A 26,942-nucleotide genomic window follows, 5' to 3' on the forward strand; every position below is an offset into this window, starting at 1 on the left:
ACCGACCCGAAAGGGTTCCCGGAACGTGACGCACGCCACAGCCGCCCCGATGTCGGCCCTGCCGTGGCCCGACCCCCTGCCCGCCGACGGCGGCCGAGGCGCGGGCGAGCGCCTCCTGGCGGCCGGCGCAGACCTGATCTCCCTCGGCCGTTCCTTCCTGGCCAACCCCGATCTCGTCGCCCGGCTGCGCACCGGTGCGCCCCTCAACCCGATCCGCGACGCGCACCTGATGTACGTGGGCGGCGAGACGGGCTACACGGACTACCCGACACTTACCGGGCCCTGAACCCTCGCGTGTTACTTGCTGGTAGGTGATGATGGCGGACAACCATCCATACGGCCGGGGGCTGAGGTAGCGGTGACGACATTCGAGGAACGGACCACGGTGCACGCCTTCCGGGACGACGCGCTGGGGGAGTACGACGCCGTCGGACTCGCCGACGCGATCCGGCGGGGCGAGGTCGGCGCCGCCGAGGCGGCCCGGGACGCCGCCGAACGCGTCCGGGCGGTCGAGGCGCGGCTCCACGCCGTACAGGTGCACGCCGAGACGCCGGCACGCACGACCGGGGGCGGCGGCGCCCTCGCCGGGGTGCCCACGTTCGTCAAGGACAACACCGACCACGCGGGGCTGCCCACCGGTCACGGAAGCGCCGCCTTCACCCCGCGAGCCGCACGGCGCGACGCCCCGTTCACCCGGCAGTTCCTGAGCACCGGCGTCACGGTGCTGGGCAAGACCCGACTTCCCGAGTTCGGGTTCAGCCCGACCACGGAGTACGAGGGCGCCGAGCCCGTGCGCAACCCCTGGAACACGGACTACTCCGCGGGTGGTTCGTCGGGCGGCAGCGCGGCGCTCGTCGCGGCCGGAGCCGTACCGATCGCACACGCCAACGACGGCGGCGGCTCGATACGCATCCCCGCCGCCTGCTGCGGACTCGTCGGCCTCAAGCCGACCCGCGGCCGCGTCGTGGCGAACGACCAGAGCCGTCAACTGCCCCTGGACCTCGTCTCCGACGGCGTCGTGAGCCGATCCGTGCGGGACACCGCCGCGTTCCTCGCCGCCGCCGAGAGGCACCGACGCAACCCGAAGCTGCCGCCCGTCGGCCTGGTCGAGGGCCCCGCCGAGCGGCGCCTGCGCATCGGGTTCCTGCCGGACTCGCCGAGCGGTGTCACCTCCGACACCGCCACCCGGGCGGCCGTCATGGAGACCGTCGCCCGTCTGGAGCGGCTCGGCCACGCCGTGGAGCCGGTGGAGTTCGCCATCGACCCCCGCTTCACCGACGACTTCCTCACCTACTGGGGAATGCTGTCCTTCCTCATCGGCGCCACGGGCAGGACGCTCGGCCCGGGCTTCGACCGCCGCCGCATGGACGGACTGAGCCGGGGGCTGCGGGAGGAGTACGTGCGGAACTGGCACCGCACCCCGGGCGTGCTGCGCCGGCTGAAGCGGACGAAGGAGGCGTACGCGGCGGGGTTCCGCGGCCTCGACCTCGTCCTGTCACCCGTCCTCGCCCACACCACGCCGCGGATCGGCCACCTGAGCCCGGCCGTCCCCTACACGACCCTGATCGAACGGATCCTCGCGTACGTCGCGTTCACGCCCGTCGACAACGTCGTCGGCACACCGTCGATCTCGCTGCCCGCCGCGGCGACGGAGGACGGGCTGCCCGTCGGCGTGATGTTCGCCGGACGACCCGGCAGCGAGCGGACCCTGCTGGAAGTCGCCTTCGAACTGGAGGCGGACCGACCGTTCCGGCGCATCCAGGACGTGTGACGTCGACGCGCCCGGCGGTACGGAAGGGGCCTCGGAGGTGGCGATCCGCGGGGCGACCGACCTCTCCCGCCCGCCCGCTCGTAGCGCAGGAGCATGATCACGAGAGACTCCGGCGGACCCTCCTCACCGGTTGGGCCACTCCAGGGCGACGCGCTGTCCCTGGGGGCCGTGGGCGCCGAGCGCCAGTCGTGCGTCCACGGTCCGCCCGCTCGTGCGGTGCAGGGTGATGACCGGTTTGCAGATCTCGGTGAGGACGACGGCGGGATGGCTGACGTCGAGCCACTGGTCCACGGTCCGCGACACGTCCGGTCGCCTCGCGACGGTGGTGGTGAGCAGCAACGGGACGGTGATCGCGATCTCGCGGAGCGACCAGAGCAACTCGTCCGCCTCGGTGGGCGGTTCGTGGTCCAGGTCGTCGATCGGATCGTCGACCGGGTCGTACTGGTCGGGGATGTACCGCTCCCGTGGCCGCAGCCGCTCGTACCGCTCCATGACCACCAGCCCGAGTCGTCGTCCGCGCGGCGGGTGCGCGACCCGCTCCATGACGTGGCGCGCGGTCGGGTGCGGGATGCCGTCGACGGTGAGCAGGCCGGGCGAGGAGGCGGGCGGACGGGCCGTGTAGAGCAGGGTGGGGATGCCCTGCTCGGCCGCGTGGACGGCCACGTCCCGGCCCACGGCGGCCTCGGCGGTGCCGCGCTGCGCCACGATGCCGACCTTGCGCCGGAAGACCAGGTCGGCGACGGCGGTGAAGGGCTCCCAGGGCGTCGGGATCGGGACCCTCTCGTCCCGTGGGGCGTTCCCGTCCAGGCCGGCCAGGTGGTCACCCGCGTCGGAGGCGAGGTCGAAGCCGTAGCCGTATCCATGGCCGTATCCGTCGTCCCCGAACCGGCCGCTCATCGGGCATCGCGATCGTCGGACGGGTGCTGCCACTGCCGGTGGACCCGGGAGCGGCGCTTCTCCGATCTGTCGCAGCTCCAACACCGCCATCCCTCGGGGTGCTTGCCGATCGTGGAGTGCCAGCAGCCGGGCGAGACACAGACGGTGTAGTCGCCGGTGGGCCCGTCGTGGATCACGATCTCCTGGCCGGTGGGAGTGCGTTCGTACCCCTCGGGACGCCGGGTGAGGATGTAGTCGGCGTGGATGAGCGGGTGGAACTGCACGAGTTCGTACGTCACGTGGTCGGGTGCAGAGGAGCCGTAGTGGTCCACGCAGTGCTGCTTCCACCAGCGGCGCAGGAAGGTGAACTCGTGGATGCCCCACGCCCACATGCGACCCCCCGTCGTCGACAGGATCTGCTGGCCCTGCCGGCCGGGCGCGTGCGGGACGTCCACCTCCTCCCACTTGCCCTCGTCGAGGTCGAAGACCCCGTTCGCGCACCGCTCTCCGCTCCTGGACTCGGTGGCGATGCACCGCAGTTCATGGATCTCGCAGGGTGCGATCCGCAGCGTCCCGTAGTACGAGATGACGTGCCGGACCTCCTCGACCGACTCCGGGTCCGGGCCGGTCACCTCCTCCTCGATCACCGGTGCGACGTACGGGGTGAACTCGCCCCGCTCGATCCGGCCGCGCATCCGCACCGCGAGGCGGTCGACGACGTCCGCGAGCTGCGGAGGGAGGTCCTGGTGGTCGACCGCGGGGCAGACGGCCGGGTGGGGGATGCGGCAGTGCCTCGTGGAGGGGTCCTCGCCGGGGTAGGCGATGCCCTTGTTGACGTGCCACCGCATCTTCGGCGGGACCGGCTTCGCGGGTAACTCCGGTGACAGCGGGATGCGGAGGCTGTCGTAGCGCTCGTACCACTCGATCGGGGTCCCGCAGTACCTGCACCGGTCCACGGCGGTCCGGCGCAGGAGCTTGGTCTGGTTCGAACGGTGCAGAAACAACGACACGGCCGTGCCCCGATCCCTGAAGCCGAAGAAGAATCAGCGAACTAGCAGGATACGGCACGCAGTTCGACGAAATCGGAGGAAAAGGAAGCCGGTGCACCCGTGTATCCATGCCCCGTGCCCCGGCGACCACCCGGCCGGACCTCAACTCCTCACGGGACGCCCTTCACCGACCGTCTCGAAGAGGAGCTTCGCCGCCACCGTCGTCCCGTCGGGCCGGACCGTCCCGGCCACGGCGGCCGCACACGCCCGGGTCTCGGGGGCCAGAGCCGTCCGCAGCGCGGCCGTCAGGGACTCGGTGGTCGGCGTCGGCCCGTCGTGAGCCGCGCCGATGCCCAGGCCGGCCACCCGGCCGGCCCAGTACGGCTGGTCCGCCCCCTGGGGGATCACCACCTGAGGCACGCCGGCCCGGGTCGCGGTCGTCGTGGTGCCCGCGCTTCCGTGGTGGACGACGGCGGCCGCCCGGCGGAACAGCGCCTGGTGGTTGACCTCGCCCACGGTGAGGCAGTCGTCCCGGTCGTCGATCGGGGCGAGTCCGGCCCAGCCGGGGGAGAGGACCGCGCGGTGGCCGTGCGCGCGGATCGCCTCGACGGCCGCCCGCGCGACGGAGGCCGCGTCCCCGAGGGGCGTGCTGCCGAAGCCCACGTACACCGGCGGTGTGCCGGCGCTCAGGAACTCCTCAAGCTCCACGGGGAGGGGGCGTTCGTCCGGCAGGACCCACGCGCCGGTCTGCACCACGTCGAGATCCGTCGGCCGCCACGGGTCCAGGACCGGGTCGGTGGCCAGCCACGGGCGCTCGGTGAACGCGTAGTCGCGGACGCCGTCCAACGGGGGCAGGCCGACCGACGCCCGCCGGGCGTCGAGCTCCTCGCCGAACATCTCGTCGGCGATCCGGGCGTCCAGGTCCCATAGGGCCCGGTTGTCGGTGACGTCCATGGGCAACGGCCGGCCCCGCCGTGCCGGCGGCCGGCGGTACGGCGACGGCAGAATCACCGGCTGGTGGCTCACGTGCACGTACGGGATGCCCAGCTTCTCGGCCGCCGACCGCGCGCCGGCCGTCGCCGGCAGGGGGCCGGTCGCGACCAGGACGTCACAGTCCGCGGCCGCCGCGGCGACCGTGTCGAACTGCGCGGCCATCAGCTCGGCCGCACGCCGCGGCAGGCCCACCGCCGATCCCGGAGTCACCGAGGTCACCAGTCGGCGCACCGGCTGTCCGGTCGGCACCGTCTCCACACCGAGCTGGGCGAGCCGCTCGGCGAACTCCCCGTCCGGAGGCGCGCACACCCGTGCCTCCGCGCCGAGCTCCCCCAGCCGCACCGCGAGCCCCGCCATCGGCTCGATGCTCCCGCGCGATCCGTACGTCGACACCAGCACGCGCATGTCACGACTCCCCTGTCCGCAGCCTCCGCCTCACGCCGCCGATTCTGCGGCACGCCCCGCGATGGCCTCCGCGTGCCCCGGGGCAAAGCCTCCGCCCCGGTCGCTCGCGCGTACGTCTTCCCCGACCGCTCCGTCGACGAGGCCGACCGCTCCGTCGACGAGGCCGACGGCAGAGGTCCGGGTGGTGGGGCTCACTCGACTGGTGCGATTCGCCTCGCCACTCCACCCCCGGAGCCGCAGGCTGGAGACCCCATGGCGGCTCGGGAAGCCGGCCGACAGTTTGCTCCCCGCAGCGACGGGCGTCGCGGATCAGGAGGACGGTGAGTGGAGGGCGCCACCGTGGTGACACCGCACGCCGACCGGGCGCGACGGCCCGTCGGCCGGTGCGGCGCCCGACGGGGGCAGGCCCCGGCGGCGTACGGACGCGCCCGAAGTGCCCGCGTACGCACTGCGGTGACCCCCGGATGAGCCCCCCGCCGCACCTGGACCCGGCGGTCTTCGACGACACCGTCGCCGCCGTCGCGCTGCTCGTGGGTCCCGAGGGGCGCCTCGTCTACACCAACTCGGCGTTCACCAGGATGTTCGGCGCCCGGCAGTGGGGGCTGCCGGCCCGCGAGGCGTTCCCCGACCCCGACGCCGGGCGGTTCCTGTCGGTCCTGGACGAGGTGCGGGCCACCGGGCGGGCCCGCCAGGTCACGGGGGCGCGCGAGCCCGATCGGGGGGCGCCCTCTCAGGCGCGGTACTTCGTCTACTCCTGCAGCCCCGTGACCACCGCCGAGGGCGACGGGATCCTGGTGGTGGCGATGGACACCACCACGGAGACCTTCGCCCTCCAGCGGTACCAGGCCCTCGTCTCCGCCGTGTCGGTGATGGTGTGGGTGCTGCACGCCGACGGCGGCATGGAGGAGATCGTCGCCGGCTGGGAGCAGCTGACCGGCGTGCCCTGGCACCCGCGCGCCGACGTGGACTGGTACGCGCGCATCCACCCCCGCGACCGCGAGAGGCTCAGTGAGGGCTGGCGCGACGCGGCGACGCGCGGCGTGGGAGGCGTCTTCCAGTGCACCTTCCGCGTGCGGGCCGCCGACGGCTCGTACCGCCACATGTCCACGCGCAGCGTTCCCGTGCTGCGGGAGGGCCGGGTCGCCGAGTGGATCGCCGCCACCGTCGACATCGAGGACACCTGGCGCGCGCAGCTGCGGGAGCGGCTCCTCGCCCGGGTCGCGACGGTCACGGGACAGAGTCTGGGGGAGGCGTTCGGCGAGGTCGTGAAGGTGGTCGTCCCCGAACTGACCGACGCCTGCCTCATCCTGCTGCTCTCCCACGACGAGTGGCCGCTGCCCGAGCACGCCAGGGTCACCGCCCGACGCGTGGCCTCCGCCACCCGCCCCGGACTGCACGCGCCACCGGCCCTGCGCGGGCAGAGCGTCACCCTCAGCCGTACGGTCCGCGAGGTCCTGGAGAGCCGCGTCCCCCGTACCTTCGCGGTCCCCGCCGGCGGTCCCGTGCCGGCCGACCTCGTCCCGGCCGTCACGGAGCGGTGGCTCGTCGCCTCCGGAGCCACGAGCCTGACGCTCATCCCGCTGGTCGTCGACGACACCGTCCTCGGATACGCGGCGACGAGCACCAACGGCGACACCCCGGCCCTCGGCCCGACCGAGACCGACCTGCTGCGGGAGGTCCTGCACCACGCGCAGCAGCCGATCCGCAAGGCGCTCGACCTCCAGCGGGCCCGCCGCACGGCGCTCGCGCTCCAGCGGGCCCAGCTCACCCGGCCGCCCACCGTCCACGGGGCGAGTCTGGCCGCCTCGTACCAGCCGGCCAGCTCCGCCAACGAGATCGGCGGGGACTGGTATGACGCGTTCCTCCTGCCCGACGGCACGCTCGTCCTCGACGTCGGCGACGTCGTCGGGCACGACCTCGCCGCCGCCACCGCCATGACCCAGATGCGCAACATGCTCCGCGCGCTGGCCTACAGCCGTGGTTCCGTCCTCGCCCCCGCCGAGGTGCTGGCCCGGTTCGACGAGGTGGCCGAGGGCCTGGGCGCGACGCCCTTCGCGACGGCCGTCCACGCCCAGCTCCGCCGGCTGCCGGACCTCCGGTGGCACGTGACCTGGTCGAACGCGGGTCACCCGCCGCCCCTGTTGATCCCGGCCCATGGCGACCCGGTCTTCCTCACCGGCGCGGAGGAGGACCTGCCGCTCTGCGTCGACCTCGGCCTCCCGCGCAGCACCCACTCCCGCGTCCTCGGTACGGGGGACACCCTCCTGCTCTACACCGACGGGCTCGTCGAGACGCCCGCGGCCTCGCTCACCGACGGGCAGCGGCGGCTCGCGCACGAGGCCGCCCTTCGGCGGCAGGCGCCGTTGCCCGAGCTGTTGCACGGCCTCCAGGACCTCTCCGACCACCGCGACGACACCGCGATGATCGCTTTCCGCGCCGATCCGCCGCTCTGAGCGGGGCCCGCGGCCAACGGCCCCGGAGGCGTGTCAGCCGCCTGTCGCGTCGCGCCCTCATGTGCTGTCGAGTCGCCATAACGTAACAAAGCGCACATACTTCCCGAAATGGCCTAGATCGGGCCCTCGGGACGGAGATGACGATGGATGACTACCCTCTGCTGGAACTCTTCTGGACCATGCTCTGGTTCTTCCTCTGGATCATGTGGCTGTTCCTGCTGTTCAAGATCATCTCGGACATCTTCCGGGACCACGAGCTGAGTGGGTGGGGCAAGGCCGGCTGGCTGATCCTCTGTCTGCTGCTTCCCTTCATCGGCGTCCTCGTCTACGTCATCGTGCGCGGTACGGGCATGACCCAGCGGGAGACGGCGCGCGCCAGGGAGGCGGAAGGGGCCTTCCAGGACTACATCCGCAAGTCGGCGGGCCCGCAGGCCGGCGGATCCGGCGCCGACGAACTCGCGCGGCTCGCCGACCTGAAGGAGAAGGGCGCGCTGACCGAGGAGGAGTTCCAGAAGGCCAAGGCGAAGATCCTGGCCTGAGGGCAGCCGGCCCTGACGGCCGGCGGACGAACGGACGACGGCTCCCCCGACCGCACGCGGCCGGGGGAGCAACCAACGCCCTCCGGCGGGAGTGCTTTTGACGGTCCTCCGGCAGGGCGACCGCAGGGTCAAGGGCGACACAGGGTCAGGAGACCGCATGGAGTGGAAGCTGCGGCTGGAGCGCCTGCGGACCGGCGCCGAGCAACGCTTCCCCGCTCTGACCGAGCTGACGAGTCGGCTGCTGTCCGGGAATCTCCTGGACGCGGGGACCCGGCTTGCCGCACAGGCGTTCCTGGCCTCCGTACCCCTCCTCTTCGCCTTCGCGGCCTTCGCCCCCGACGGAGTGCGCGATCAGTTGGGGGAGTCGCTGCGGGCCATGTTCGGCCTCACCGGGGAGTCGAACAAGGAACTGCAGCAGGTTCTGTCCGGCACGACCAGCGACAGCCTCCGAGAGACGACCGGCCTGGTCGGGGCCGTGGTGGCCCTGGTGTCGGCGACGAGCTTCAGTCGTGCCATGGCCAGGGTCTGCGAGCGCGCGTGGCGGCTCCCCAGGGCCGGGACCCGGATCGCGGCCTGGCGCTGGGTGGCGTGGCTCCTCTTCCTGCTCGTCGTGGTCGTGCTCCAGGGTCCGATCCGGGACGGCTTCGGAGCCGGCGCCCTGGTGGGTGTCGTCCTCACCTTCCTGGTGGGCACCGGCGTCTGGCTGTGGACACAACACCTGCTCCTGGCCAAGCGCATCGCCTGGCTGGCCTTGCTCCCGGGCGCGCTGCTGGCCGCGGCCGCCACCACGGCGCTGAGTCTCACGGCTCGGCTCTACATGCCGGGGGCGCTCAACAGGGCCCTGGACGAGTACGGCTCCTTCGGCCTGGTCCTCGTCGTGCTGTCGTGGCTGATCGTCGTCTGCGGCGCCGTCACGTTCGCGGTGACGATCGGCGCCGTACTGGCGGATGAGCCACCGCTGAACAGATACGTGAGGAGAGAGGGGGCGGGTGCGACCCCTCCCGGCGAGAACGGCGACGTCGCCTGACACGGGCGACGGGCCCGTCCGCACGATGACGACCGGAGGCCGGTGACCGCTCGCCGGTTGCCGGCACGGGTGCTCCGGTCGCCGCACCCCGCCGCTCAGCTGCGCCCGGACTCCCGCGTGGTGCAGGTGACGGAGTCCGCAGGGCACCAGTGCGTCCGGCCGCCGACGAGGTGGAGCTCGAGATCGGCGTCCTGCATGCCGTTGCGGTCGAGTGCGGCGCGGAGGGCCGTCGGTGCGGGCTGCGGCGGCAGGCCGAGGACCCCGATGACGACGATGCCGTTGCGAGCCTCGACCGACGCGATCTGCCAGCTCCGGTCGGCGGCCCACCGCTCCGCGACGGGCTGCGCGTCCGCCGCGAGGGCGCGGTCATTGGCCACCGACAGCGTGCCGGCGGTGAGTGGCACCGCGATGAGGAGGACCACCGCACCGACGGCGACGAGGGTCGCCCCGCGGAACGTGCCGACGGTCATGCCGGCTTCACCTGCCCCGGCGCGGACGCCGTACAGCAGGAAGACGACGGTGCCGGTGGCGACGATGGCGGCCACGTTGGTCGCGAAGAGCAGCGCCGACTCCCCGGCGTCGTGGTACCGGTGCACGGTGATCAGCAGCCCCGTCACGGCGAGCGGCGGTACGAGCGAGATGGCGATGGCGACGCCGGGAAGCGTGTCGGAGATGTCCGTCCGCACGAGGGCGAACGCCCCGACGGTACCGGTGGCCAGCGCGGCGAGGAGATCGATCAGCCGGGGGCTGATGCGCGAGGACACCTGACTGTTCGACGCGAACGCGTCGGGCGGGGAGACGACCCACCCGAGCAGCATCCCGATGAGTACGACCGCCGCGGCCCCGCCGAGGACGAGGAGTGCGCTGCGTACGAGGTGTTCCCGGTCGGCCAGCACCAGGGAGAGCGCGCTGCCGAGGATGGGCGTCATCAGCGGGGCGACGATCATCGCGCCGATCACCGTCGCGGTCGAGTCGCCCACCACACCGGCGCTCGCGATGACCGCCGCCAGTACCAGCAGGACCCAGAACCGGGTCGAACTCCGGCTGCGCCACTTCCTCTCGATGAAGAGGGCGTCCCTCATGCGCCGCGCCGCGTCGGCGTCCACACCACCCGTCATGTTTCCCCGTCCCTTGGAGGCGTTATTGCCCGGTTCCGTAGGTCTGGCAGACGTACGGCAAAAGGGATCATATGACGCAATGCACGCCTAAAGGCCCAAGCTGTCGGCGTATCTCGTCGACCGGGGGACGAGTTCGACGAACGGCCACGGCCACGGCCACGGCCACGGCCACGGCCACGGCCACGGCCACGGCCACGGCCACGGCCACGGCCACGGCCACGGCCACGGTCACGACTACGGCCACGGCCACGGTCACGACTACGGCGACGACTACGACTACGGCACCGGCTCGGCCATCACGGCCGACGGCGGCGGCGACGGGTCGGCGGCGAGTCCGCACGGGAGTTCGTTCACGGGAGGACACCCCGCCCGGGCCAACGGCCGTGCGGCGACAGCCCGCTCACGCGCCTCTGTCGCGCCCGACGGCGTACCGCTACCTTGGTCGCATGGCACGGGAAATCCGCATCGAGATCAGCGACGAGGCGTACGAAGCGCTGGAGCGCGCCGCAGCCGAGAAGCACGTGCCCGCCGAGGACTACGCGGGCCGCGTGCTCGACGCCGACCTGACCCGTACCCGGTTCCTCGAAGGCGCCCGCACCTTCGTCGCCCAGCACGGCCAGGCCTTCGCGGAGCGCTTCGACCGCCCCGGGGGCCCCGCCGTCGGGGCCGCCTGAATCCGGCCGCCGCGTGTTCCTGCAGATCGACCTCTCCTGGCTGCTCGACACCGCCCAGTCCGAGATACCCGGCGACCCGGAGATCTCCGACTGGGGCTCGCTCGAAGCGGCCCGCGCCCGCCACGCCTTCCGCGTGATGGACATCCCCGTGTACGAACAGCCCCACCACCGCGCGGCCGCGCTCCTGGAGCAGCTGGTCCGCGTCCCGGCCCTCGAGCACTCCAACGAGCTGTACGGCGTCGTCGTGGCCGCCGCCTACCTCCACGCCTGCGGGCACCCGGTGAGCGTGACGGCGGAAGAGGCCATCGACCTCGTCGAGCGGGTGGCGGAGTCCCGCATCGACGTCCGGCAGGTCGCCGCGGTGCTCAAGGAGTGGACCGGCTGACGATGATCGAAAATCCCGTGCCGTGAGGTGGGGCGCACGTGCAGACTCGCTCCATGACGGAGATGCAGGCGTTTCGGGACGCGGTCGGCGCGTGGGCGAGCGGGGGTCCCGGCGGGCCGGCGAGTGACCTGGCCGCGCGCCTGGGGGTACGGACGGCGGTCCTGCTGGAAGGGCAGAGCGACTTCGAGGCCGTCGAGGCACTGGCCGCACGGCGCGGCCGGGACCTGGCGGCCGAGGGGGTGTGCGTGGTGCAGATGGGCGGGGCGATGAACGTCGGCCGCTACGCCGGTCTCCTCGGGCCGCCCGGCCTCGGCCTGCGCCTGACAGGACTGTGCGACGAGCGCGAGCAGAGCTACTTCGACCGCGGCCTGGAGCGCGCGGGGGCGCCGCACCAGGACGTCTTCGTGTGCGCGGCGGACCTGGAGGACGAGCTCATCCGCGCGCTGGGCACGGCACGGGTCGAGGAGATCGTACGGACCGAGGGCGACCTCCGTCCCTGGCAGACCTTCCTGCACCAGCCCGCGCAACAGGGCCGCACCCGGGAGCGGCAGCTGCGCCGCTTCCTCGGCACGAAGAAGGGCCGCAAGATCCGCTACGGCCGTCTGCTCGTCGAGGCACTGGAACCCGGCCGCGTACCGGACCCGCTCGACGACCTCCTCGCGAGCCTGTGACGCGCGGGTCGTTAATGAGTTGATCACGCGGCGCCGTCCGGGCAGGCTCGGCCACGACCTGGACGACAGCCTTCATGCCGACGGACCGGCCCACCCGGTCGACGGGGGCGGCGAGTCGGTGGATCGGAGACCGAGGAATGACCGCACGCCTCCACGCACTCTGCTTCGACGCGAACGACCCGACCCGGCTCGCGGCCTTCTGGGCCGACTTCCTGGGCTGGGAGAGGACCGACGACCCCCGTGACGGCATCGTGCTCCTGCCGAGCGACGACACCGGGTTCCGGATGCGGTTCGTCGCGGCCGAAGGGCCCAAGGAGGGCCCGAACCAGATGCACTTCGACCTGACGAGCACGTCGCTCGAAGACCAGCAGCAGGTCGTGGAGCGGGCTCTCGGACTCGGCGGTCGGCACATCGACATCGGCCAGCGCCCGGAGGAGGGGCACGTCGTACTCGCCGACCCCGAGGGCAACGAGTTCTGCGTCATCGCGCCGGGCAACAGCTTCCTCGCCGACTGCGGATTCGTCGGAGCGCTCGCGAGCGACGGTTCGCAGGAGGTCGGCTACTTCTGGAGCAAGGCGCTGGACTGGCCGCTGGTCTGGGACCAGGACGAGGAGACCGCGATCCGTTCCCCGCACGGTGGTCCGAAGGTCACCTGGGGCGGTCCGCCCGTGCGGACGAAGACCGGGAGGAACCGCCTGCACTTCGACCTCGCACCCCCCGCCGACGGCGACCAGCAGGCCGAGGTCGACCGCCTCGTGTCGCTCGGGGCGAAGCGGATCGACACCGGCGCGGACGCGGGCGCGGGCGTCGGGATCGCGATGGTCGACCCCGACGGAAACGAGTTCTGCGTCCTGACCCCCCGCTGAGGGGTGTCCGGCGGACCGAGGCCGGACGCGTGGTCGGCGGGTGTGGTGAGGTGCGGGGGGTGACCTCACACCAGACTGACGGCGAGGCGCCGGCCCCGCCCGGCCGACTCGGTCGCTCGGCGCAGGGTGCCGACCTGGGGATGATGGAAGGTCTTCACCGCGGGCCTGTCGCCGGACACCCTCTTCTTCGACCACAGGGACCCCGCCGTGGTCGACTGGTTGGCCAAGCGCCGCCTCGACGCCTGAGCCGTCCGCCGCGTCAGCGTGTCCGGCGGCGGGCCTGCTTCACCGCGCTGTCGACCGCCCAGGCGTCGCCGACCGGCCCGAGGTGGCCGAGCTTGTCGGGGTTGGTCACCGAGCGGATGGTCTGGATGTGCCCGTCGAGGATGTCGAGAGCCATGATGTGGAGGATCCTGCCGTCCGGGTCCCGGAAGACGGCGCCGGGCTGACCGTTCACCTCGCGGGGCGCGAACGTCACGTCGATCCGCAGGAGCCAGGGGAAGACCGCGCCGAGGAGCCGGGCCACGTTCTGGGAGCCCGTGACGGCCCGGGCCAGCTGCGGAGTCTTGCCGCCACTGTCCCCGACCAGCTGCACGTCGGCGGCCAGCAGATGCTGCAGCCCGCCCACGTCACCGTCCTTCAGCGCGTCGAAGAACCGCGCGGCCAGCTCCTGCCGCTCCTGCCGGTCCGCTTCGAAGCGGGGCCGTCCGGCGTCCATGTGTCGCCGCGCCCGGACGAGCAGCTGCCGGCAGGCGGCCTGGGAACGCCCCACCGCCGTGGCGACCTCCTCGAAGCCGAAGCCGAACACCTCCCGCAGCAGGAAGACCGCCCGCTCCAGCGGGCTGAGGCGCTCCAGGAGCAGCAGCGCCGCCATCGACACCGAGTCGGCGAGCTCCGCCGACCGGGCCGGGTCCTCGTAGGGGTCGTTCAGCAGCGGTTCGGGGAACCAGGGCCCGACGTACTCCTCCCGCCGTACGCGGGCGGACCGCAGCACATCGATCGAGATCCGCGTCACCGTGGCCGACAGGAAGGCCTTGGTGGACGTCGGCAGGGTGGCCGAGCCGTCGAAACGCAGCCATGCCTCCTGGACCGCGTCCTCGGCCTCGCTCACGCTGCCCAGGATCCGGTAGGCGATCGAGAACAGCAGTGGCCGCAGCTCCTCGAACTCCTCGACCTTGCTCATGCCGGGTCCTTTCCCCGTGCCGCTGCCCGGCGGGCAGAATTCCATGATCATCGAACGTCGGCAGGCCGCGACGGCGTTCCCGTACCCGGTTCCGTACGCGGTTCCGGTTCCGGTCCCGGTTTCGTTCCCGGTCCCGTTCCCGTGGCCTGCCGGCCGATGGGCCTCAGTGGAGCTGTCCGACCTTGTAGTCGCCCGCGGGCTGCTGGGTGATGAGGTTCAGCCGGTTCGCCAGGTTCATGAAGGCGACCAGGAGGACCAGGGCGTTGAGCTGCTCCTCGTCGTAGTGGTGGGAGGCGCGTGCCCACACCTCGTCGCCGACCCCGCCGGCCGCGTCCGCCGTCCGGGTCCCCTCCTCCGCCAGCTCCAGCGCGGCCCGCTCGGCCTCGGTGAAGACCTTGGCCTCCCGCCACGCCGCCACCAGGTTGAGCCGCACCGAGGTCTCGCCGGCCGCGGCGGCCTCCTTGGTGTGCATGTCGATGCAGACGGCGCACCCGTTGATCTGGCTGACACGAAGGGACACCAGCTCCTGGGTCGCGGCCGGCAGCGTCGACTCCTTGAGGACCTTGCCCGCAGCCATGAGGTGCTTGAAGGCCTTGCCGGTGATCTGGCTGGCGAAGAGGTTCAGTCGCGCGTCCATGGTCTGCTCCTACGTGGTCGAAAGTGCCTACACCCCTTGAGACGAGGCAGCCCATCCGCCTGTGACACGACCGCGTGTGACCCACGTCTCCTCGGTCCTGTCCGGCGGAACAAGGCCCGACGGGCCCGAGCCGCCGGAGCCGGCTCTGACATCGCCTGTCCCCGAGCGGGGCATCAAGGCCGAATAGGCTGCCCTGGTACCCCAAGCAGCTGAGGACGGACCACAGGGAGAGTGCGTGGAACTGACGGAGCGCGAGCTGATACGTCCGTGGGAAGGCGTTCTGATCACTCCCTCCGCCGGCGCCGACGCCGGCGTCCTGGTCCTGGCGGGATCCAGCGGGCGCATCGAACGTGAGAGAGCGCGCATCCTCGCCGAGAAGGGCTTCGCGGCCTTGGCCATCCGCTGGTTCGGTGGGCTCGGACAGTCGCCGGGACTCTGCGAGATCCCCCTGGAAACCTTCGTCGACGCCGTCGATGTCCTCCGCTCCGGCGGGGCGCGCCGCATCGGCATCCTCGGCGCCTCCAAGGGGGCTGAGGCGGCTCTGCTCACCGCGGTGCACGACCCGCGCGTGGACGTGGTGATCGCGCTGGCGCCGACCTCGCGGGTCTGGTGCAACGTCGGACCGGGCCACGACGGCGAACGGCTGCCCTATCGATCGTCCTGGACATGGAGAGGGCAGCCGTTGCCTTTTGTGCCGATGGACGAGTCCTGGACGGCCACACAACCGTCAAGCGGTCCTGTCGCCATCCGTGAATGGTACGAACTCAGTGAGAAGACCTTTCGCCATCTCATTGCCCCGGCGGAGATACCCGTGGAGAAGGCCCGGGCTGATCTGCTGCTGGTCGCGGGTGGTGACGACGCGATGTGGCCGTCTCTGCCCTTCGCGGAACGCTTGGCGCGACGCCGCCGCTCGGCCGGCGCCCCGGCGAGACTGATCACCCGTCACGATGCCGGCCACCGGCCACGCCTTCCGGGTGAGAGCCGGGCGCCGGCCTCCCCGCACTTTCAGTACGGAGGCACACCCGAAGCCGACGCGCTCCTGGGCGCGGCAGCGTGGCGACACATCCTCGCCATGCTCGGCAGCGGAGGCTGACGGACGGGCCTCTCTGCCGGCGACGACATCGGACGGTGCGGCGGCGCCATCTCAGTGACCCGGGACGACGAGACCGGATTCGTAGGCGACGATGACGAGTTGGGCCCGGTCGCGTGCGGCGAGTTTGCCCATGATGCGGCTGACATGGGTCTTCGCCGTGAGGGGCGAGAGGCCGAGCGTGTCGGCGATCTCGGTGTTGTTCAGGCCGCGGGCGACGAGTGCGAGGACCTGACGCTCGCGGTCCGTGAGCTCTTCCGGGCCGCCGGTCTGCGGGGTCTGGGGGAGTGCGAGGGTACGGGCGATCAGCCGTGCCGTCGGACCGGGGGACAGGAGGGCTTCCCCTGCCGCCACGGTGCGTATCGCGGTGAGGAGTTCGGCGGGCCGGATGTCCTTGACGACGAACCCTGACGCGCCCGCGCGCAGCGCCTCCACCACGTGCTCGTCCGTGTCGTACGTGGTGAGGACCAGCACCTTCACTCCGGCGAGGTCCTCGTCGGCGGCGATGAGACGGGTCGCGCCGATCCCGTCGAGCTCGGGCATCCGGAGGTCCATGACCACGAGGTCCGCCCGTGTCGTACGGGCGAGTTCGACGGCTTCCCTGCCGTTGGCCGCCTCCCCGACGACCTGCATGTCGGGTGCCGTGTCGACGAGCATCGCGAACGACGCGCGGACGAGGTTCTGGTCGTCCGCGAGCAGGACCCGGATCACGCGGTCGCCTCTTTCACCGTGAGCGGCAGCGCCGCTCTGACTTCGAAGCCCCCGCCGTCACGCGGGCCCGCGTCCAGTGTGCCGCCCACGCTCCGGGCCCGCTCCCGCATTCCCAGGATCCCGTATCCGGAACCACCGGTGCCGACGGCAGCGGTGCCCCGGTCGGTCACCCGTACCGTCAGCACTCGCTCGTGGAGGCCGACATCGACCCGTACGTCGGCAGCGGGACCTCCATGACGTACGGCGTTGGTCAGGGACTCCTGCACGATCCGGTACGCCGCCGCGCCCACCGCCGCCGGGACCTTCGTCTGCCCCGTCCGCAGGGTGAGGTCCGCGCCGGAGGACCGTACGAGGTCGGGCAGCGAGGCCAGGTCCGGCAGCGGGCCCTCGGGGGCGGCCCGCAACACGTCCAGCGTCGTGCGCACTTCGGCCCGCGCATCCCGGCAGGTCTCGGCTATCTGGTCGAGCGCCTGGACGAGGGCTCGACGGTCGAGACGGTCCGGATCGGCGACCAGGACGTGCGCGGCGACGGACGTCTGCACACCGATGAGGGTGATGGAGTGCGCGAGGAGATCGTGCAGGTCCCTCGCGATACGCAGCCGCTCCTCGGTGACTCGACGCTCCGCCTCGTGCCGCCCCCGCTCGACGACACCCGCGACGAGCTGGCGGTAGAGGCGGATGCTGGCGCCGAAGACCAGCATGGCGATCACCCAGCCCGAGACCCTCAACAGCTCGACCATCTCGTGCGGGTTGACGAAGAGCTGCATGGTGAGGGTGACGGAGGTGACCGAGAGGCCCACGATCACGGTGTTCCGGGGCCGGCTCGTGGAGGCCACGGAGTACAGCGCGGTCATCGAGGCCGGGATCGGCGCGAGATGCATGTAGTCGAGCGCGTGGTACGGGGCGACGCAGGCCACCACGGCGAGGAGCACCGGCAGAGGGGCCTTGCGCCGCCAGGCGAGCGGGACATGTGCGGCGAGCAGCAGCGCCCAGCCGAGCAGGTCGGGGCGGCGGCCGTCGTCGACGGTGAGGGCGAGCGCGATCGCGACGACCGCGAAGACGGCGGCGGCCGTCGCGTCGCACCGCACCGGGTACGGCGCGGCCTGCGGGTCGCGGGTGAGGGCCGCTGCGAAGTCCATGGTGTCCATCCTCCCTGCGGGCGGGGGCTCCTGACAGTCCGGGATGCCCCCGACCCGCCCCTGATTCAGACCCGTACGGGCGTCGACTCGGACCCGGATCCGGTCCCGGACTCAGACGCAGACCCGGACTCAGACCGGGACTCAACGCCGGCCCCAGCCCCATCACCCGACGCAGCCCCGGCCCCGGCCACACTCTCGGCCCCGTCCTGCTTGGCCAGCGGCCCCGGCCACCACACCGTGCGACCGAGCAGCACGCTCGCGCTCGTCACGAGATACGTACGAACCAGGAAGGTGTCGAGCAGGACACCGATCGCGATGACGAATCCGAGCTCCGCGAGCTGCACCATCGGCATGTTGACGAGGACCGCGAAGGTGGCGGCGAGGACGAGCCCGGCCGAGGCGATCACCCCACCGGTCGTGCGCAGCGCTGTCAGGGCCGCGGTGCCCGTTGCCGTACCGTTCAGGCATTCCTCGCGCATCCGGTGCATCAGGAAGATGCCGTAGTCGACGCCGAGGGCGACGAGGAACACGAAGGAGAGCAGGGCCAGGCCCGGGTCGGTGCCCTCGAATCCGAAGAGCGCCTCGAAGACGAGACCGCCGATGCCGAGGGCCGCACCCCAGACGGCGACGACCGCGGCGACCAGGAGCAGCGGCGCGACGAGGCTGCGCAACAGCAGGGCCAGCACGATCAGTACGACGGCCAGGACGAGCGGGATGACGAGGGTGCGGTCACGCGCGCTGGTATCGGCCATGTCGAGTTGCTCGGCGCTGGGCCCGCCGACGTACACGCCGTCTCCGAGCGCGGAACGCAGCTCTCTGATGGTCGCGGTCTCGCCGGTGGACTGCGGCGGGTGGGAGGCGAGGACGGAGATCTCGGTCCAGCCGTCGCCGGTGCGGCCGAGTTCGGCCTTGGCGACGCCCTCGGTCCGCCGCGCGGTCCGCAGGGCGCTGGACGAGTCGGCTGCCGGGGCGATGACGGTGATGGGCTGGGTACCCGTCTGCGGGTAGGCGGTGGCCAGCGTCTTCATGGCCGCGACGGCCTCGGGGGTGGTGCTGAAGGAGTCCTCCTGCTTGAGAGCCCCGGGCAGGTTCAGCGCCCCGAGGGCGAGAGCGGCCAGAGCGGCGGCGCCCGCGATCAGGACGGCGAGGGGACGCCGCCCGGCGGAGGAGCCCATGGCGGCGAACAGGGAACGGCGCGCGGCCTTCGGCTTGCTCCCGTACGCCGGGATCAGCGGCCAGAACACGCGCCGGCCGAGGACGACGAGAAGGGCGGGGAGCAGCGTCATCATCGCGACGAGTGCGCACACCACGCCGACGGCTGCGGTGGGTCCCATGCCCCGGCTGCTGTTCATGTCGGCGGCGAGCAGGCAGAGCATGCCGAGGGCCACGGTCCCGCAGGAGGCCAGGACGGCGGGCCCGCAGCCGCGCAGGGCGGCGGTCATGGCGTCGTACGGGCGCGGGGTACGGCGCAGTTCCTCGCGGTAGCGGGAGACGAGGAGCAGCGCGTAGTCGGTGCCCGCGCCGAAGACGAGGATCGTCATCACGCCCGTGCTCTGGCCGGAGACGCTGATGTCGAAGCCCTGGTGGAGCGCGTAGGTGACGGCCATGGAGAGGTAGTCGGCGACACCGGCGACGAGCAGCGGGACGAGCCAGAGGAAGGGGCTGCGGTAGATGACGATCAGGAGGATCGCGACGACCGCGACGGTCGTGTAGAGGAGCGGGCCGTCGAGGGAGGCGTAGACCTCGCCGGCGTCGGTGGCGAGCGCGCCGGGGCCGCCGACCTCACCGCTCACACGCTCGCGGACGGCGTGGACGAACGCGTCCCTTGCCGCCTCGTCCGTACCGGGTTCGGTGCTGGACACGGCGTACAGCAGAGTGGTGCCGTCCTCGGAGGGGACGGGCCGCGGGGGCGAAGCGAGCGGGTGCTCGGCGGCGACCTGCGCGACCTCCCGCGCGGCGGTGGCCTCGTCGGCGGGGGTCAGCCCGCCGTCGCGGTGGTAGACGAGCACGAGGTCGGTGGAGTCTCCACCGGGCATCCGCTCGGTGATCTCCGCGACCTGCGTCGAGTCGGCGCTCGCGGGCAGGTAGTCGACGGCGCGGTCACGCTGGACGTCGCCGAGCTTTCCGGCGAGGGGTGCGGCGAGGGCGATCACGATCACCCACAGGGCCAGCACCCCCCAGCCGACGATTCTCCTACGGCCCTCCATCGGGGCCTCCCTCCATCGGTCCTCTTCGGGGTCGATTCCAGACTCCCGTCGCCCGGAGGGGGATTCGTCGCGCTGGAGGCCGAGGTGAGGGCTACTGCCGACGGCGGTGCCGGCCGGCGATTACTCCCGGGGGAGTACGGGAGCGGTGCCGCGTGAAGGGGGATGGACCATGACGTCGGACCGTGACGTGCTGTGGCGCCGCGCTCCACCGGTCGGCGCGGGCGTCACCCCACCGGTGCCGGTGCGATGTCCGCCCACAGGGCAGCGTCGCCGGGCGAGAGCGGTGCGACGACGGCTCCGTCCGACGCGTCGCCGTCCCACCACAGGCCCTGCCCGGATGCCAGGACGTGCCCGTCGGCGCCCGTCTGCCAACGGCCGTTCAGCACGTAGAGCACGCCGCTGTGCCCGGCGGGCGGGACGACGGGGCCGACGACACGCTCCACCCGGGCCGTCCATCGACCGCGCCGCACCATGATGTTGAGCACCCGACAGGCGCCGCCCGGCAGCTCGGCGGTCAGCGAGAGGTCGCCGGAGAAGCCGAACGGTTCTCCGGCGCGTACCAAGGCCTGATCGAACTCCCCAGGACTGACCAGCCGCACACCGTCGCCCGCCAGCAGCGTGAGCGTCCGGTCGACGCCCGGGAACGCCGAGAACGGCCCGTCCCGGTCGATGTCCGCGACACTCGCGCGCCACCCGAACGCGTCGGACCCCACCGGTCGCGAGGCGATCTCTCGCGTCGCACCCCCACCGTTGAGCCACCGGCCCGCGGTCAGCGAATCGACATCGAAGTGGTGCATGGGCGGGCTCCTGACCTGCGCGCGGAACGGGTACGGATCACCCTCGCACGACCGTACCGGTGGACGGAGGCCATAGCCGAACACAACCTCGGAGAAGCACTCGCCTACCTCCCCACGAACCTCCACTGACCCCGGAGCACCTGCTTCCGACGCCCGACGCCCGACGCCCGACGCCACGGAGCCCGGTGGTGAGGCCCGCCCATGCCGAAGATCACCTCATGTGCAATCCACGTGAAATTCAAAGAGCGTTTCAACGCGTGATCGATGTAGGGTATGGGGCATGGAGGTGAGCTCTGTGCCTACTGAGGACGAGCTGTTCAGTGCGGTGGATGCGCTGTTGGGCCAGGTCGCTCAGGACGACCTTCCGGCGCCCGAGGAACGCAAGCGCCTACGGGAGGCCGCGGGGCTGAGCCAGGAGCAGCTCGCGAAGGCGTTGAAGAGCCGGCGCGAGACCATCGGGAACTGGGAGTCAGGCGTCACGGAGCCGCGGCCGCCGAAACGCGCCGCCTATGCCCGGCTCCTGGAAGGGCTCGCCGCACGCTTCCCCGCCGCGATCGACGCGGCCGAGGTCCCGCCACCGGCATTCCCGGAAGCGCCCACCGGCACGGCCACGACCCAGCCCCCGGCACAGGCCCCCACCCCCACCCCCGCCGCGGCTCCCACCCCCACAGCCGCCCCACCCCCCGCCGTCGAACCGTTCCAGCACCCCGCGGACTCCGTACCCCCCTCCCGCCCCCCTGCGCACAACCCCAGCCCGCAGGCCTCGGCGCGGCGGCCGGTCGCGAAGAAGACGGCGTCCCGAAAGCCCCCGACCGCCGCCGCGGACCCCCGCTTCGAGCACGGGCCACTGGCCGTCGTCGACGTCGAGGACGGCGTGGTCTCCGCGTACTGCGTCGGCGGCCTCGTCCTCGACGTCCCCGCCAAGTCCCTGCCGGCCCTGATCGAGTGGACGCTGACCGAGGCCAGGCTCGGCCAAGCCCGCCTGCACCGCAACGGCCGCGACGCCGACCCGGTCCTGGTGCTCACGCAGGCAGCGCTGGAGCGCTACGGCCTGCCCGCCACCCTGTCGGACGAGGAGCGACGCGCCGGACGGCTCCCGGACGCCCACAAGGTGGTCAAGCAGCTCACCAAGGCCGACTGGAAGCTGACCCAGCGCGGATTCGGCGCCTGGGCGAGGATCTACCGCCCGGCCGAAGGGGCGAAGCGCCACTGCGTCCAGCTGTGCATCCCGTCCTGGAACGCTCTGGACGTCCGCGAGTGGGACCGCAAGAGCGACCCGCAGCTGCCGACGATGCACCCGGCGGACCTCGCCCGCTACCTGGGTACGTACGCGGACAGGGTGATGACGCCGCGCGGCACCACGGCGGTCACCGGCCTGGAACTGATGGTCGCGCTGCGCCCGCCGACCCGCGCGGAGAAGGACGGAACGACCGGCGAGTTCAAGCGGGCGTTCAACACCGACGCGCTCACCGCGGTGTACGACGTGGTGGAGTGCGAGGTCCCCGACGAACACCCCCTCCTCAAAGGCAGGTTCGCCCGGCACCACCTGAGGACCCCGGCCGAGATGCTGATGGAGGAGCCGTACGACTGGTGCCGGCAGCTGACCGACGAGGAGTGCATGAACCCGTACCTGGTCGCGGTCGACATCAACATGTCGTTCGCCGCGGCCGCGAACGGGCTCACCGTCGGACTGGACGGCCCGACCCACCTCACCGGCAACCCGGCCTTCGACCCGACGCTGCCCGGCTCGTGGCTGGTCGACCTCTCCCACGTCGACCTCTCGCGCGTGGACGTCGGCGGCCGTACGGTCGACGGCGCCCGGCTCCCGAGCCCGTTCACGCCCAAGGGCGACCACCCGACCGGGCCGGCCTGGTACGCCACCCCCACCGTCCAGTACGCGGTCGAGCTCGGCTTCGGCGTCGCGCCGATCGAGGCGTACGTGCGCACCCGGACCGGCCGCTACCTGGACGGCTGGTACAAGCACCTGCGCGACGCGTACGTGGCGACGATGGCCGACCTCGACGTCACCACCGACCTGTCCGGGAGCGAGTTCCTGGAGGCGATGGCCGACTCCCGTCGGGTCGACCCGACGATGGCGCTGCTGGTGACCGCGATCAAGGCGACCGCGAAGGGCGGCATCGGCAAGCTGCGCCAGCGCAACCGCGGACAGGTCCCGTACTACGAGCCGTGGCCGGCCCTGGCCCGGGAGACGTGGCGCCCCGACATCCGGGCCGCCGTGCTGGCGAACCAGCGGATCGGCCTGCACCGCAAGCTGATGAAGACGGCGGCCGCCGCCGACCTGTACCCGGTCGCGATCGGCACCGACGCCATCGTGTACCCCTCACCCGGCCCGTCCCCGCTGGACGTCCTGCCGCACACCCCGGAGGGCAAGCCCGCACCGGGCACCTTCCGGCTCGGGGTGTCGCCGGGCATGGTCAAGCACCAGGGCACGCAGACCGTGCTGTGGGCCGAGGAGCAGTTCGAGGAGCACGGCGGCGTGTTCAACGTCGCCAACCTCATCAAGACGGACCCGGCTGCCGGAGAAGGGGAGTAACGGACCATGGCGGCGGACTCGTTCGGCGACAGCCTGGACCGCGCACTGGAGGGGGCGTTCACCCGCCCGGCCCCCAAGGGCGCGCAGGCGCAGATGAAGTACCTGGTCAAGCAGCTCAAGGGCACCAAGGCCGTCGCCCAGGCGCTCGGGGTGTCGCAGCGCACGGTGGAGCGGTACGTCGCCGGCAAGCTGAAGCGGCCCCGCCAGGAGCTCCGCGAGCGCATGGAGCGCGAGGTCAGGAAGCGGTGGCAGCCGCAGATCCGCGCGAAGGCCCGGAAGAAGGCGGCGTCCACGGACGGCCTGGTGGTCTCCACCCGAGCCCGCTTCGGCTTCACCGCCGCTCCGGGCACGACGGACGACGCCCGGATCCGCGACATCACCCAGGCCCTGCCGCCCCAGTGGGCGGACCGCCTGTACACGGCCCGCGAGCAGGGAGCCGACGAACGCCGGCTCCAGCGCATCGCCGCGGAGGGCCTGGCGGAGATGTACTTCCGGGCCGACAACACGCGGGCGCACGGCCTGGGCGTGGAGTTCACCGACGTACAGCACATCGAGATCGAGCTGTAGTCACGGCGACGGCCGGACAAGGCTCCGGTCGGCGAGGGAGTCACGGCTACCAGGACCGATCCGCGTCATTGTGCGGGGCGTGAGGTTTGCCGCCGGTAGTTCGGGCACTGGGGCGCAGGTCCTAGGCCCGGAGGCGGACCGTCGCCCGCCCTTCGGTGCCCTCGTGGCCGAACGGTCCGTCAACCTCTCGGCCCGATGGCTCCGGCGTCACCACGGTCAGTAGGGGGCGGCACATCCCTCCCGCGCCGCGCGCGCGACCGAATCAGTGATCGACGACAGTCCCCGTGGCTGTCCCGCTAGGCTCTGGTCGGTGACGAACGACGTGACCTTGATGCCGTTACAGCGGAGCGAGCAGGCAGTTCTCCAGGCGATCCGTGAACACGGTGGCCGACCCGTCAGCGTGGCCGGCCTCGCGCGGGCGACGGGGTACAGCCCGGCCGCGGTCACCCGGGCCCGCCGGTTGCTGCGTGACCGCGGCCTGTTGGAGTACGAGTCGGGGAACGGGCACACGCCCACCCGCTACCGACTCCCCGGGCAGGCGCCCACCCGCACGGGGCCGCCCCAGCCGCCCGCTCGAACGGACCACGAACCGGTGATGCTCGGCGGGTACCACCTCGGCCGCACGGTTTCCTCAGGAACCCTTCACCTTCTCGACGCCGACGGCGAGCTCCCCGAGGTGCCGGACCGGTTCCGCTGCGACACCGTGTGCCGGCCGACACCGGAGACCGCGCCCACGATGGAGATCGCACGCGGCGACGTCGACTGGGACCGGCTGTGCCGCTCCTGTCTGACCGCGATCGGCGCACCGCCCGGAACCGGTCCGACGAGCCGTGTCGAGACGACCTGGCAGGTTCAGGTGTGGCACCCCCAGACCCATCAGTGGCTGCCGATCGGCCGTCCGCACGACAACGAACCGGCCGCCCGTGCCGCTCGCAGGGAACGGGAGGTCCAACACGGCGAACTCCGTTTCCGGCTCGTCGTGCGCACAACCTCGGAGACCGCGGTTCCCTGACGGCCCTCGCCCCGGCGATGCCGACCGAGGAGCCGAGGCTCAGCGCTTGCGTCACCCCCCCCGCGTACGACGTACCCCCTCCTCGACTGGTCCGCCGGGGGAGGGGGCGCGGTGTTCACAGGATGCTCCGCCCGAATCGCCTGCCGCCCCGCCCGCCCTGCCCTCCGTCGGGCCGGACTACCCGCCTGTCGCCCCGCCCGACGTGCCGGCAGACGTGCCGCCCGACGTGCTACCCGTCCAGCCCTCCGCCGCGGCGGACTGCGCCGGCACCGAAGGCGCCGCGAACTGGCGTGCCTGCAGCTCGTACGCCTCCCGGAACGCCCCGGTGCTCGTGGCGGGGTCCATGAGCTGGGCGAACGTACCGTGCTCGACGACCCGGCCCGCATCGAGTACGTAGATCAGATCGGCGTGCCGCACGCTGTGGAGGCGATGCGTGATCAGGACGGTGGTCTGGCCTGTGCCGGCGAGCCGGTGGATCTGGTCGAACACCCGCTGCTCAGCGGCAGGATCCAGAGCACTGGTCGGTTCGTCGACGATCAGCACCTGCCCGTCGCGCGCCTTGGCCCGGGCCAGGCCGATCTTCTGCCACTGTCCGCCGGAAAGCTCCTGTCCGCCCCGGTAGCCCTTGGCCAGCAGGGTGCTCAGGCCGCGGGGGAGTCCCTTGGCCACGTCGTCGGCTCCCGCGTACGCGGCCGCGGCCTCGATGACCGTGTCGTCCATGGCGACGTCGCTGCGCCCGATACCGATGTTCACCCGGGCGGTGAACGGCCACCGCTGGAAGTCCTGCGCGACCATCGCCACCCGCGAGAACAGCCGGGCTCGACACGCCTCGGCGGCGCTGACCTCCCCCCACAGGACCCGTCCGGAAGCGGGCAGGTGCAGGCCGGACAACAGCTTCGCCACGGTCGACTTGCCCGATCCGTTCCTCCCCACCAGAGCCACGGTCCTGCCGCGGGGGATGACGAGGTCCACCTCCCGCAGAGACGGCTTGTCGGCACCGTGGTAGGCGAAGGTGACGTTCTCGAAGCGGATCGCGTCGAAGTCGTCCGGTACGTCCACACCCGCTTCCGGGATCGCCCGCCGCTCCGCCTCGGTGCACAGCCGCTCCAGGTCCGCGACGAACAGCGACTCCTCCTGGATGTCGGTGACCCGCAGCACCAGGTCGGTGATGCTCGACGACCCGGCCCGGATCGCGAGCACCGCGGTACCGCCGACCGCGAGCGCCATCTGCCCGTTCCACAGCAGCAGACCGAGCACCCCGTACGCGGCCACCGTGGCGACACCACGAGCCCCGTCAGCGACCAGCCCCGTACGTGCCGCTACCCACGCGAGCCGGGTCTGTTCCCGCTCGCTCGTCTCCGCCATGCCCCGGAAGTGCTCCAGCAGGAACGGACCCACATCGTGGACCCGGACCTCACCCGCCGCCTGCTGGTCGATCAGCAGCCGGCTGATCAACTGCGCCGCACGCGCGTGCTGGACGAACCGGTGCCAGCTCGTGTACCGCGCCCGGGCCATCGTCAGCGAGCCCCACGCGCTCGGCAACGCCATCGCCACCAGCAGAGGCAGAAGCGCCCAGTGCAGGACGGTCAGCACGCTCGCGGCGGCGATCAGCGAGATCCCCGAGGCGACCACGGCCGTGCAGTAGCCCACCATCCGCCGGGCCCCGTCGGCGCCCCACTGCGCCGAGTCCATCAGCTTGTGGAAGGCGTCGTCCTCGATCGCGTCCATCTCCACCCGGGCGACGAGCCCCAGGTACCGCTCGGTGGCGACCCGTTGGACCTTGGGCTCGAGCACCCCCGTCGAGGCGGTCGAGGCGGACTTCAGCAGCGAGGCGACGACCGCCATCACCGACACGAGCACGAGCGCCGGCACGGATGCCCTCAGCCGGTCGGCGAGGGTTCCCGAGGCCAGCAACTCGGCGAGCAGCGCGTTCACCGCCACCAGGGTGAAGGCCTGCGCCACGCCTCGGCCGACCTCGCTGAACGCGACCGTGTACAGGGCCCGCCGGTCGGCCTGACGCGCCAGTCGTACGGCGACGGCGACCTGCCGCGGAAAGCTCACGGCCATGCTCCACATGCCGAGCTTCACCCAGGTGCCGCGGTACTGGTTCCAGCCCTGGTCGTAGTCGAGCCGGCCGCCGAACAGCAGCTGCTCGGACGCCGAATGAGTGCCCGTCCCGGCTTCGGGCGACGAGCCGTCCGAGGCGGTCGTCTTGTCCGAAGCGCTCGTCTTGTCCGAAGTGCTCGTCATGCCCCCCACCTCGTATCCGGCCGTGCTG

The 26,942-nt window shown here is 72.2% G+C and carries 24 protein-coding genes and 1 pseudogene; 13 read left to right on the forward strand and 12 right to left on the reverse strand.

Going from position 1 to position 26,942, the window contains the following annotated elements:
• Positions 1 to 73: 73 nt before the first annotated feature.
• Together OG580_RS35275 and OG580_RS35280 are read left to right on the forward strand one after the other, a co-directional pair.
• A pseudogene (locus OG580_RS35275) lies at positions 74 to 286 on the forward strand (alkene reductase); the annotation flags it as partial.
• Between the two features lie 72 nt (positions 287 to 358).
• Complete coding sequence (locus tag OG580_RS35280; RefSeq protein ID WP_267047728.1) at positions 359 to 1,771, forward strand: amidase; 1,413 nt, start codon at positions 359 to 361, stop codon at positions 1,769 to 1,771.
• A gap of 123 nt (positions 1,772 to 1,894) precedes the next feature.
• Here OG580_RS35280 and OG580_RS35285 read toward each other — a convergent pair whose 3' ends face one another.
• The 3 genes from OG580_RS35285 to OG580_RS35295 all read right to left on the reverse strand — a co-directional run bounded on the left by OG580_RS35285 (position 1,895) and on the right by OG580_RS35295 (position 5,034).
• Positions 1,895 to 2,668: a hypothetical protein gene (locus OG580_RS35285; RefSeq protein ID WP_267047729.1), complete on the reverse strand. Its 774-nt coding sequence runs from the start codon at positions 2,666 to 2,668 to the stop codon at positions 1,895 to 1,897.
• The gene (locus tag OG580_RS35290) at positions 2,665 to 3,657 is read right to left on the reverse strand and encodes a DUF6083 domain-containing protein (protein WP_267047730.1); all 993 of its coding nucleotides are present in this window, start codon (positions 3,655 to 3,657) and stop codon (positions 2,665 to 2,667) included. Before OG580_RS35290 ends, OG580_RS35285 begins: the two co-directional genes overlap by 4 nt.
• 141 nt (positions 3,658 to 3,798) lie before the next feature.
• The gene (locus tag OG580_RS35295) at positions 3,799 to 5,034 is read right to left on the reverse strand and encodes a glycosyltransferase (protein WP_267047731.1); all 1,236 of its coding nucleotides are present in this window, start codon (positions 5,032 to 5,034) and stop codon (positions 3,799 to 3,801) included.
• 464 nt (positions 5,035 to 5,498) lie between these two features.
• On the opposite strand from OG580_RS35295, the gene OG580_RS35300 reads away from it, so the two are divergent.
• The 3 genes from OG580_RS35300 to OG580_RS35310 all read left to right on the forward strand — a co-directional run bounded on the left by OG580_RS35300 (position 5,499) and on the right by OG580_RS35310 (position 9,053).
• A complete protein-coding gene (locus OG580_RS35300; protein ID WP_267047732.1) occupies positions 5,499 to 7,487 on the forward strand; it encodes a SpoIIE family protein phosphatase in 1,989 nt (662 codons plus the stop codon).
• Between the two features lie 143 nt (positions 7,488 to 7,630).
• Positions 7,631 to 8,026: an SHOCT domain-containing protein gene (locus OG580_RS35305; RefSeq protein WP_267047733.1), complete on the forward strand. Its 396-nt coding sequence runs from the start codon at positions 7,631 to 7,633 to the stop codon at positions 8,024 to 8,026.
• 157 nt (positions 8,027 to 8,183) lie between these two features.
• A complete protein-coding gene (locus OG580_RS35310; protein ID WP_267047734.1) occupies positions 8,184 to 9,053 on the forward strand; it encodes a YhjD/YihY/BrkB family envelope integrity protein in 870 nt (289 codons plus the stop codon).
• 95 nt (positions 9,054 to 9,148) lie between these two features.
• Here OG580_RS35310 and OG580_RS35315 read toward each other — a convergent pair whose 3' ends face one another.
• The gene (locus tag OG580_RS35315) at positions 9,149 to 10,171 is read right to left on the reverse strand and encodes a TIGR00341 family protein (protein ID WP_267047735.1); all 1,023 of its coding nucleotides are present in this window, start codon (positions 10,169 to 10,171) and stop codon (positions 9,149 to 9,151) included.
• Between the two features lie 446 nt (positions 10,172 to 10,617).
• Here OG580_RS35315 and OG580_RS35320 point away from each other — a divergent pair, with 446 nt between their 5' ends.
• From OG580_RS35320 to OG580_RS35335, 4 genes are all read left to right on the forward strand, one after another.
• On the forward strand, positions 10,618 to 10,845 hold the full coding sequence (locus tag OG580_RS35320) for a hypothetical protein (protein ID WP_267047736.1): 228 nt from the start codon (positions 10,618 to 10,620) through the stop codon (positions 10,843 to 10,845).
• A gap of 13 nt (positions 10,846 to 10,858) precedes the next feature.
• Positions 10,859 to 11,230: a fic family toxin-antitoxin system, toxin component gene (locus tag OG580_RS35325; RefSeq protein WP_267047737.1), complete on the forward strand. Its 372-nt coding sequence runs from the start codon at positions 10,859 to 10,861 to the stop codon at positions 11,228 to 11,230.
• A gap of 53 nt (positions 11,231 to 11,283) precedes the next feature.
• Positions 11,284 to 11,901, forward strand: a complete 618-nt coding sequence (locus OG580_RS35330; RefSeq protein ID WP_267047738.1) for a TOPRIM nucleotidyl transferase/hydrolase domain-containing protein — start codon at positions 11,284 to 11,286, stop codon at positions 11,899 to 11,901.
• Positions 11,902 to 12,038: 137 nt separating this feature from the next.
• Positions 12,039 to 12,767, forward strand: coding sequence for a VOC family protein (locus OG580_RS35335; RefSeq protein ID WP_267047739.1), 729 nt, complete (start codon positions 12,039 to 12,041; stop codon positions 12,765 to 12,767).
• Positions 12,768 to 12,832: 65 nt separating this feature from the next.
• Here the strand turns inward: OG580_RS35335 and OG580_RS35340 are convergent, their stop codons facing one another.
• The 3 genes from OG580_RS35340 to OG580_RS35350 form a co-directional block, all read right to left on the reverse strand.
• Complete coding sequence (locus OG580_RS35340; RefSeq protein WP_267047740.1) at positions 12,833 to 12,994, reverse strand: hypothetical protein; 162 nt, start codon at positions 12,992 to 12,994, stop codon at positions 12,833 to 12,835.
• Positions 12,995 to 13,026: 32 nt separating this feature from the next.
• Complete coding sequence (locus OG580_RS35345) at positions 13,027 to 13,950, reverse strand: RNA polymerase sigma-70 factor (RefSeq protein ID WP_267047741.1); 924 nt, start codon at positions 13,948 to 13,950, stop codon at positions 13,027 to 13,029.
• A 163-nt stretch (positions 13,951 to 14,113) separates the two neighbouring features.
• Positions 14,114 to 14,587, reverse strand: a complete 474-nt coding sequence (locus tag OG580_RS35350) for a carboxymuconolactone decarboxylase family protein (protein ID WP_267047742.1) — start codon at positions 14,585 to 14,587, stop codon at positions 14,114 to 14,116.
• Positions 14,588 to 14,822: 235 nt separating this feature from the next.
• On the opposite strand from OG580_RS35350, the gene OG580_RS35355 reads away from it, so the two are divergent.
• Positions 14,823 to 15,680, forward strand: coding sequence for an acyl-CoA thioester hydrolase/BAAT C-terminal domain-containing protein (locus tag OG580_RS35355; RefSeq protein WP_267047743.1), 858 nt, complete (start codon positions 14,823 to 14,825; stop codon positions 15,678 to 15,680).
• A 51-nt stretch (positions 15,681 to 15,731) separates the two neighbouring features.
• On the opposite strand, the gene OG580_RS35360 is transcribed toward OG580_RS35355, so the two are convergent.
• The 4 genes from OG580_RS35360 to OG580_RS35375 all read right to left on the reverse strand — a co-directional run bounded on the left by OG580_RS35360 (position 15,732) and on the right by OG580_RS35375 (position 20,531).
• Positions 15,732 to 16,388, reverse strand: a complete 657-nt coding sequence (locus OG580_RS35360; protein ID WP_267047744.1) for a response regulator transcription factor — start codon at positions 16,386 to 16,388, stop codon at positions 15,732 to 15,734.
• Positions 16,385 to 17,527, reverse strand: a complete 1,143-nt coding sequence (locus OG580_RS35365) for a sensor histidine kinase (RefSeq protein ID WP_267047745.1) — start codon at positions 17,525 to 17,527, stop codon at positions 16,385 to 16,387. Before OG580_RS35365 ends, OG580_RS35360 begins: the two co-directional genes overlap by 4 nt.
• Before the next feature lie 65 nt (positions 17,528 to 17,592).
• A complete protein-coding gene (locus OG580_RS35370) occupies positions 17,593 to 19,734 on the reverse strand; it encodes an MMPL family transporter (protein WP_267047746.1) in 2,142 nt (713 codons plus the stop codon).
• A 224-nt stretch (positions 19,735 to 19,958) separates the two neighbouring features.
• Positions 19,959 to 20,531, reverse strand: a complete 573-nt coding sequence (locus OG580_RS35375) for a HutD family protein (protein ID WP_267047747.1) — start codon at positions 20,529 to 20,531, stop codon at positions 19,959 to 19,961.
• Between the two features lie 295 nt (positions 20,532 to 20,826).
• Here OG580_RS35375 and OG580_RS35380 point away from each other — a divergent pair, with 295 nt between their 5' ends.
• The 3 genes from OG580_RS35380 to OG580_RS35390 all read left to right on the forward strand — a co-directional run bounded on the left by OG580_RS35380 (position 20,827) and on the right by OG580_RS35390 (position 24,664).
• The gene (locus tag OG580_RS35380; RefSeq protein ID WP_267047748.1) at positions 20,827 to 23,085 is read left to right on the forward strand and encodes a helix-turn-helix transcriptional regulator; all 2,259 of its coding nucleotides are present in this window, start codon (positions 20,827 to 20,829) and stop codon (positions 23,083 to 23,085) included.
• Between the two features lie 6 nt (positions 23,086 to 23,091).
• Complete coding sequence (locus tag OG580_RS35385) at positions 23,092 to 23,652, forward strand: XRE family transcriptional regulator (protein ID WP_267047749.1); 561 nt, start codon at positions 23,092 to 23,094, stop codon at positions 23,650 to 23,652.
• A gap of 310 nt (positions 23,653 to 23,962) precedes the next feature.
• Positions 23,963 to 24,664 carry a MarR family transcriptional regulator gene (locus OG580_RS35390; protein WP_267047750.1) on the forward strand — a complete coding sequence of 234 codons (702 nt, stop codon included), beginning with the start codon at positions 23,963 to 23,965 and terminating at the stop codon, positions 24,662 to 24,664.
• 177 nt (positions 24,665 to 24,841) lie between these two features.
• On the opposite strand, the gene OG580_RS35395 is transcribed toward OG580_RS35390, so the two are convergent.
• Positions 24,842 to 26,914, reverse strand: a complete 2,073-nt coding sequence (locus tag OG580_RS35395) for an ABC transporter ATP-binding protein (RefSeq protein ID WP_267047751.1) — start codon at positions 26,912 to 26,914, stop codon at positions 24,842 to 24,844.
• Positions 26,915 to 26,942: the final 28 nt, after the last annotated feature.

The organism is Streptomyces sp. NBC_00094, assembly GCF_026343125.1.
In the GTDB taxonomy this organism is placed as follows: Bacteria; Actinomycetota; Actinomycetes; order Streptomycetales; family Streptomycetaceae; genus Streptomyces.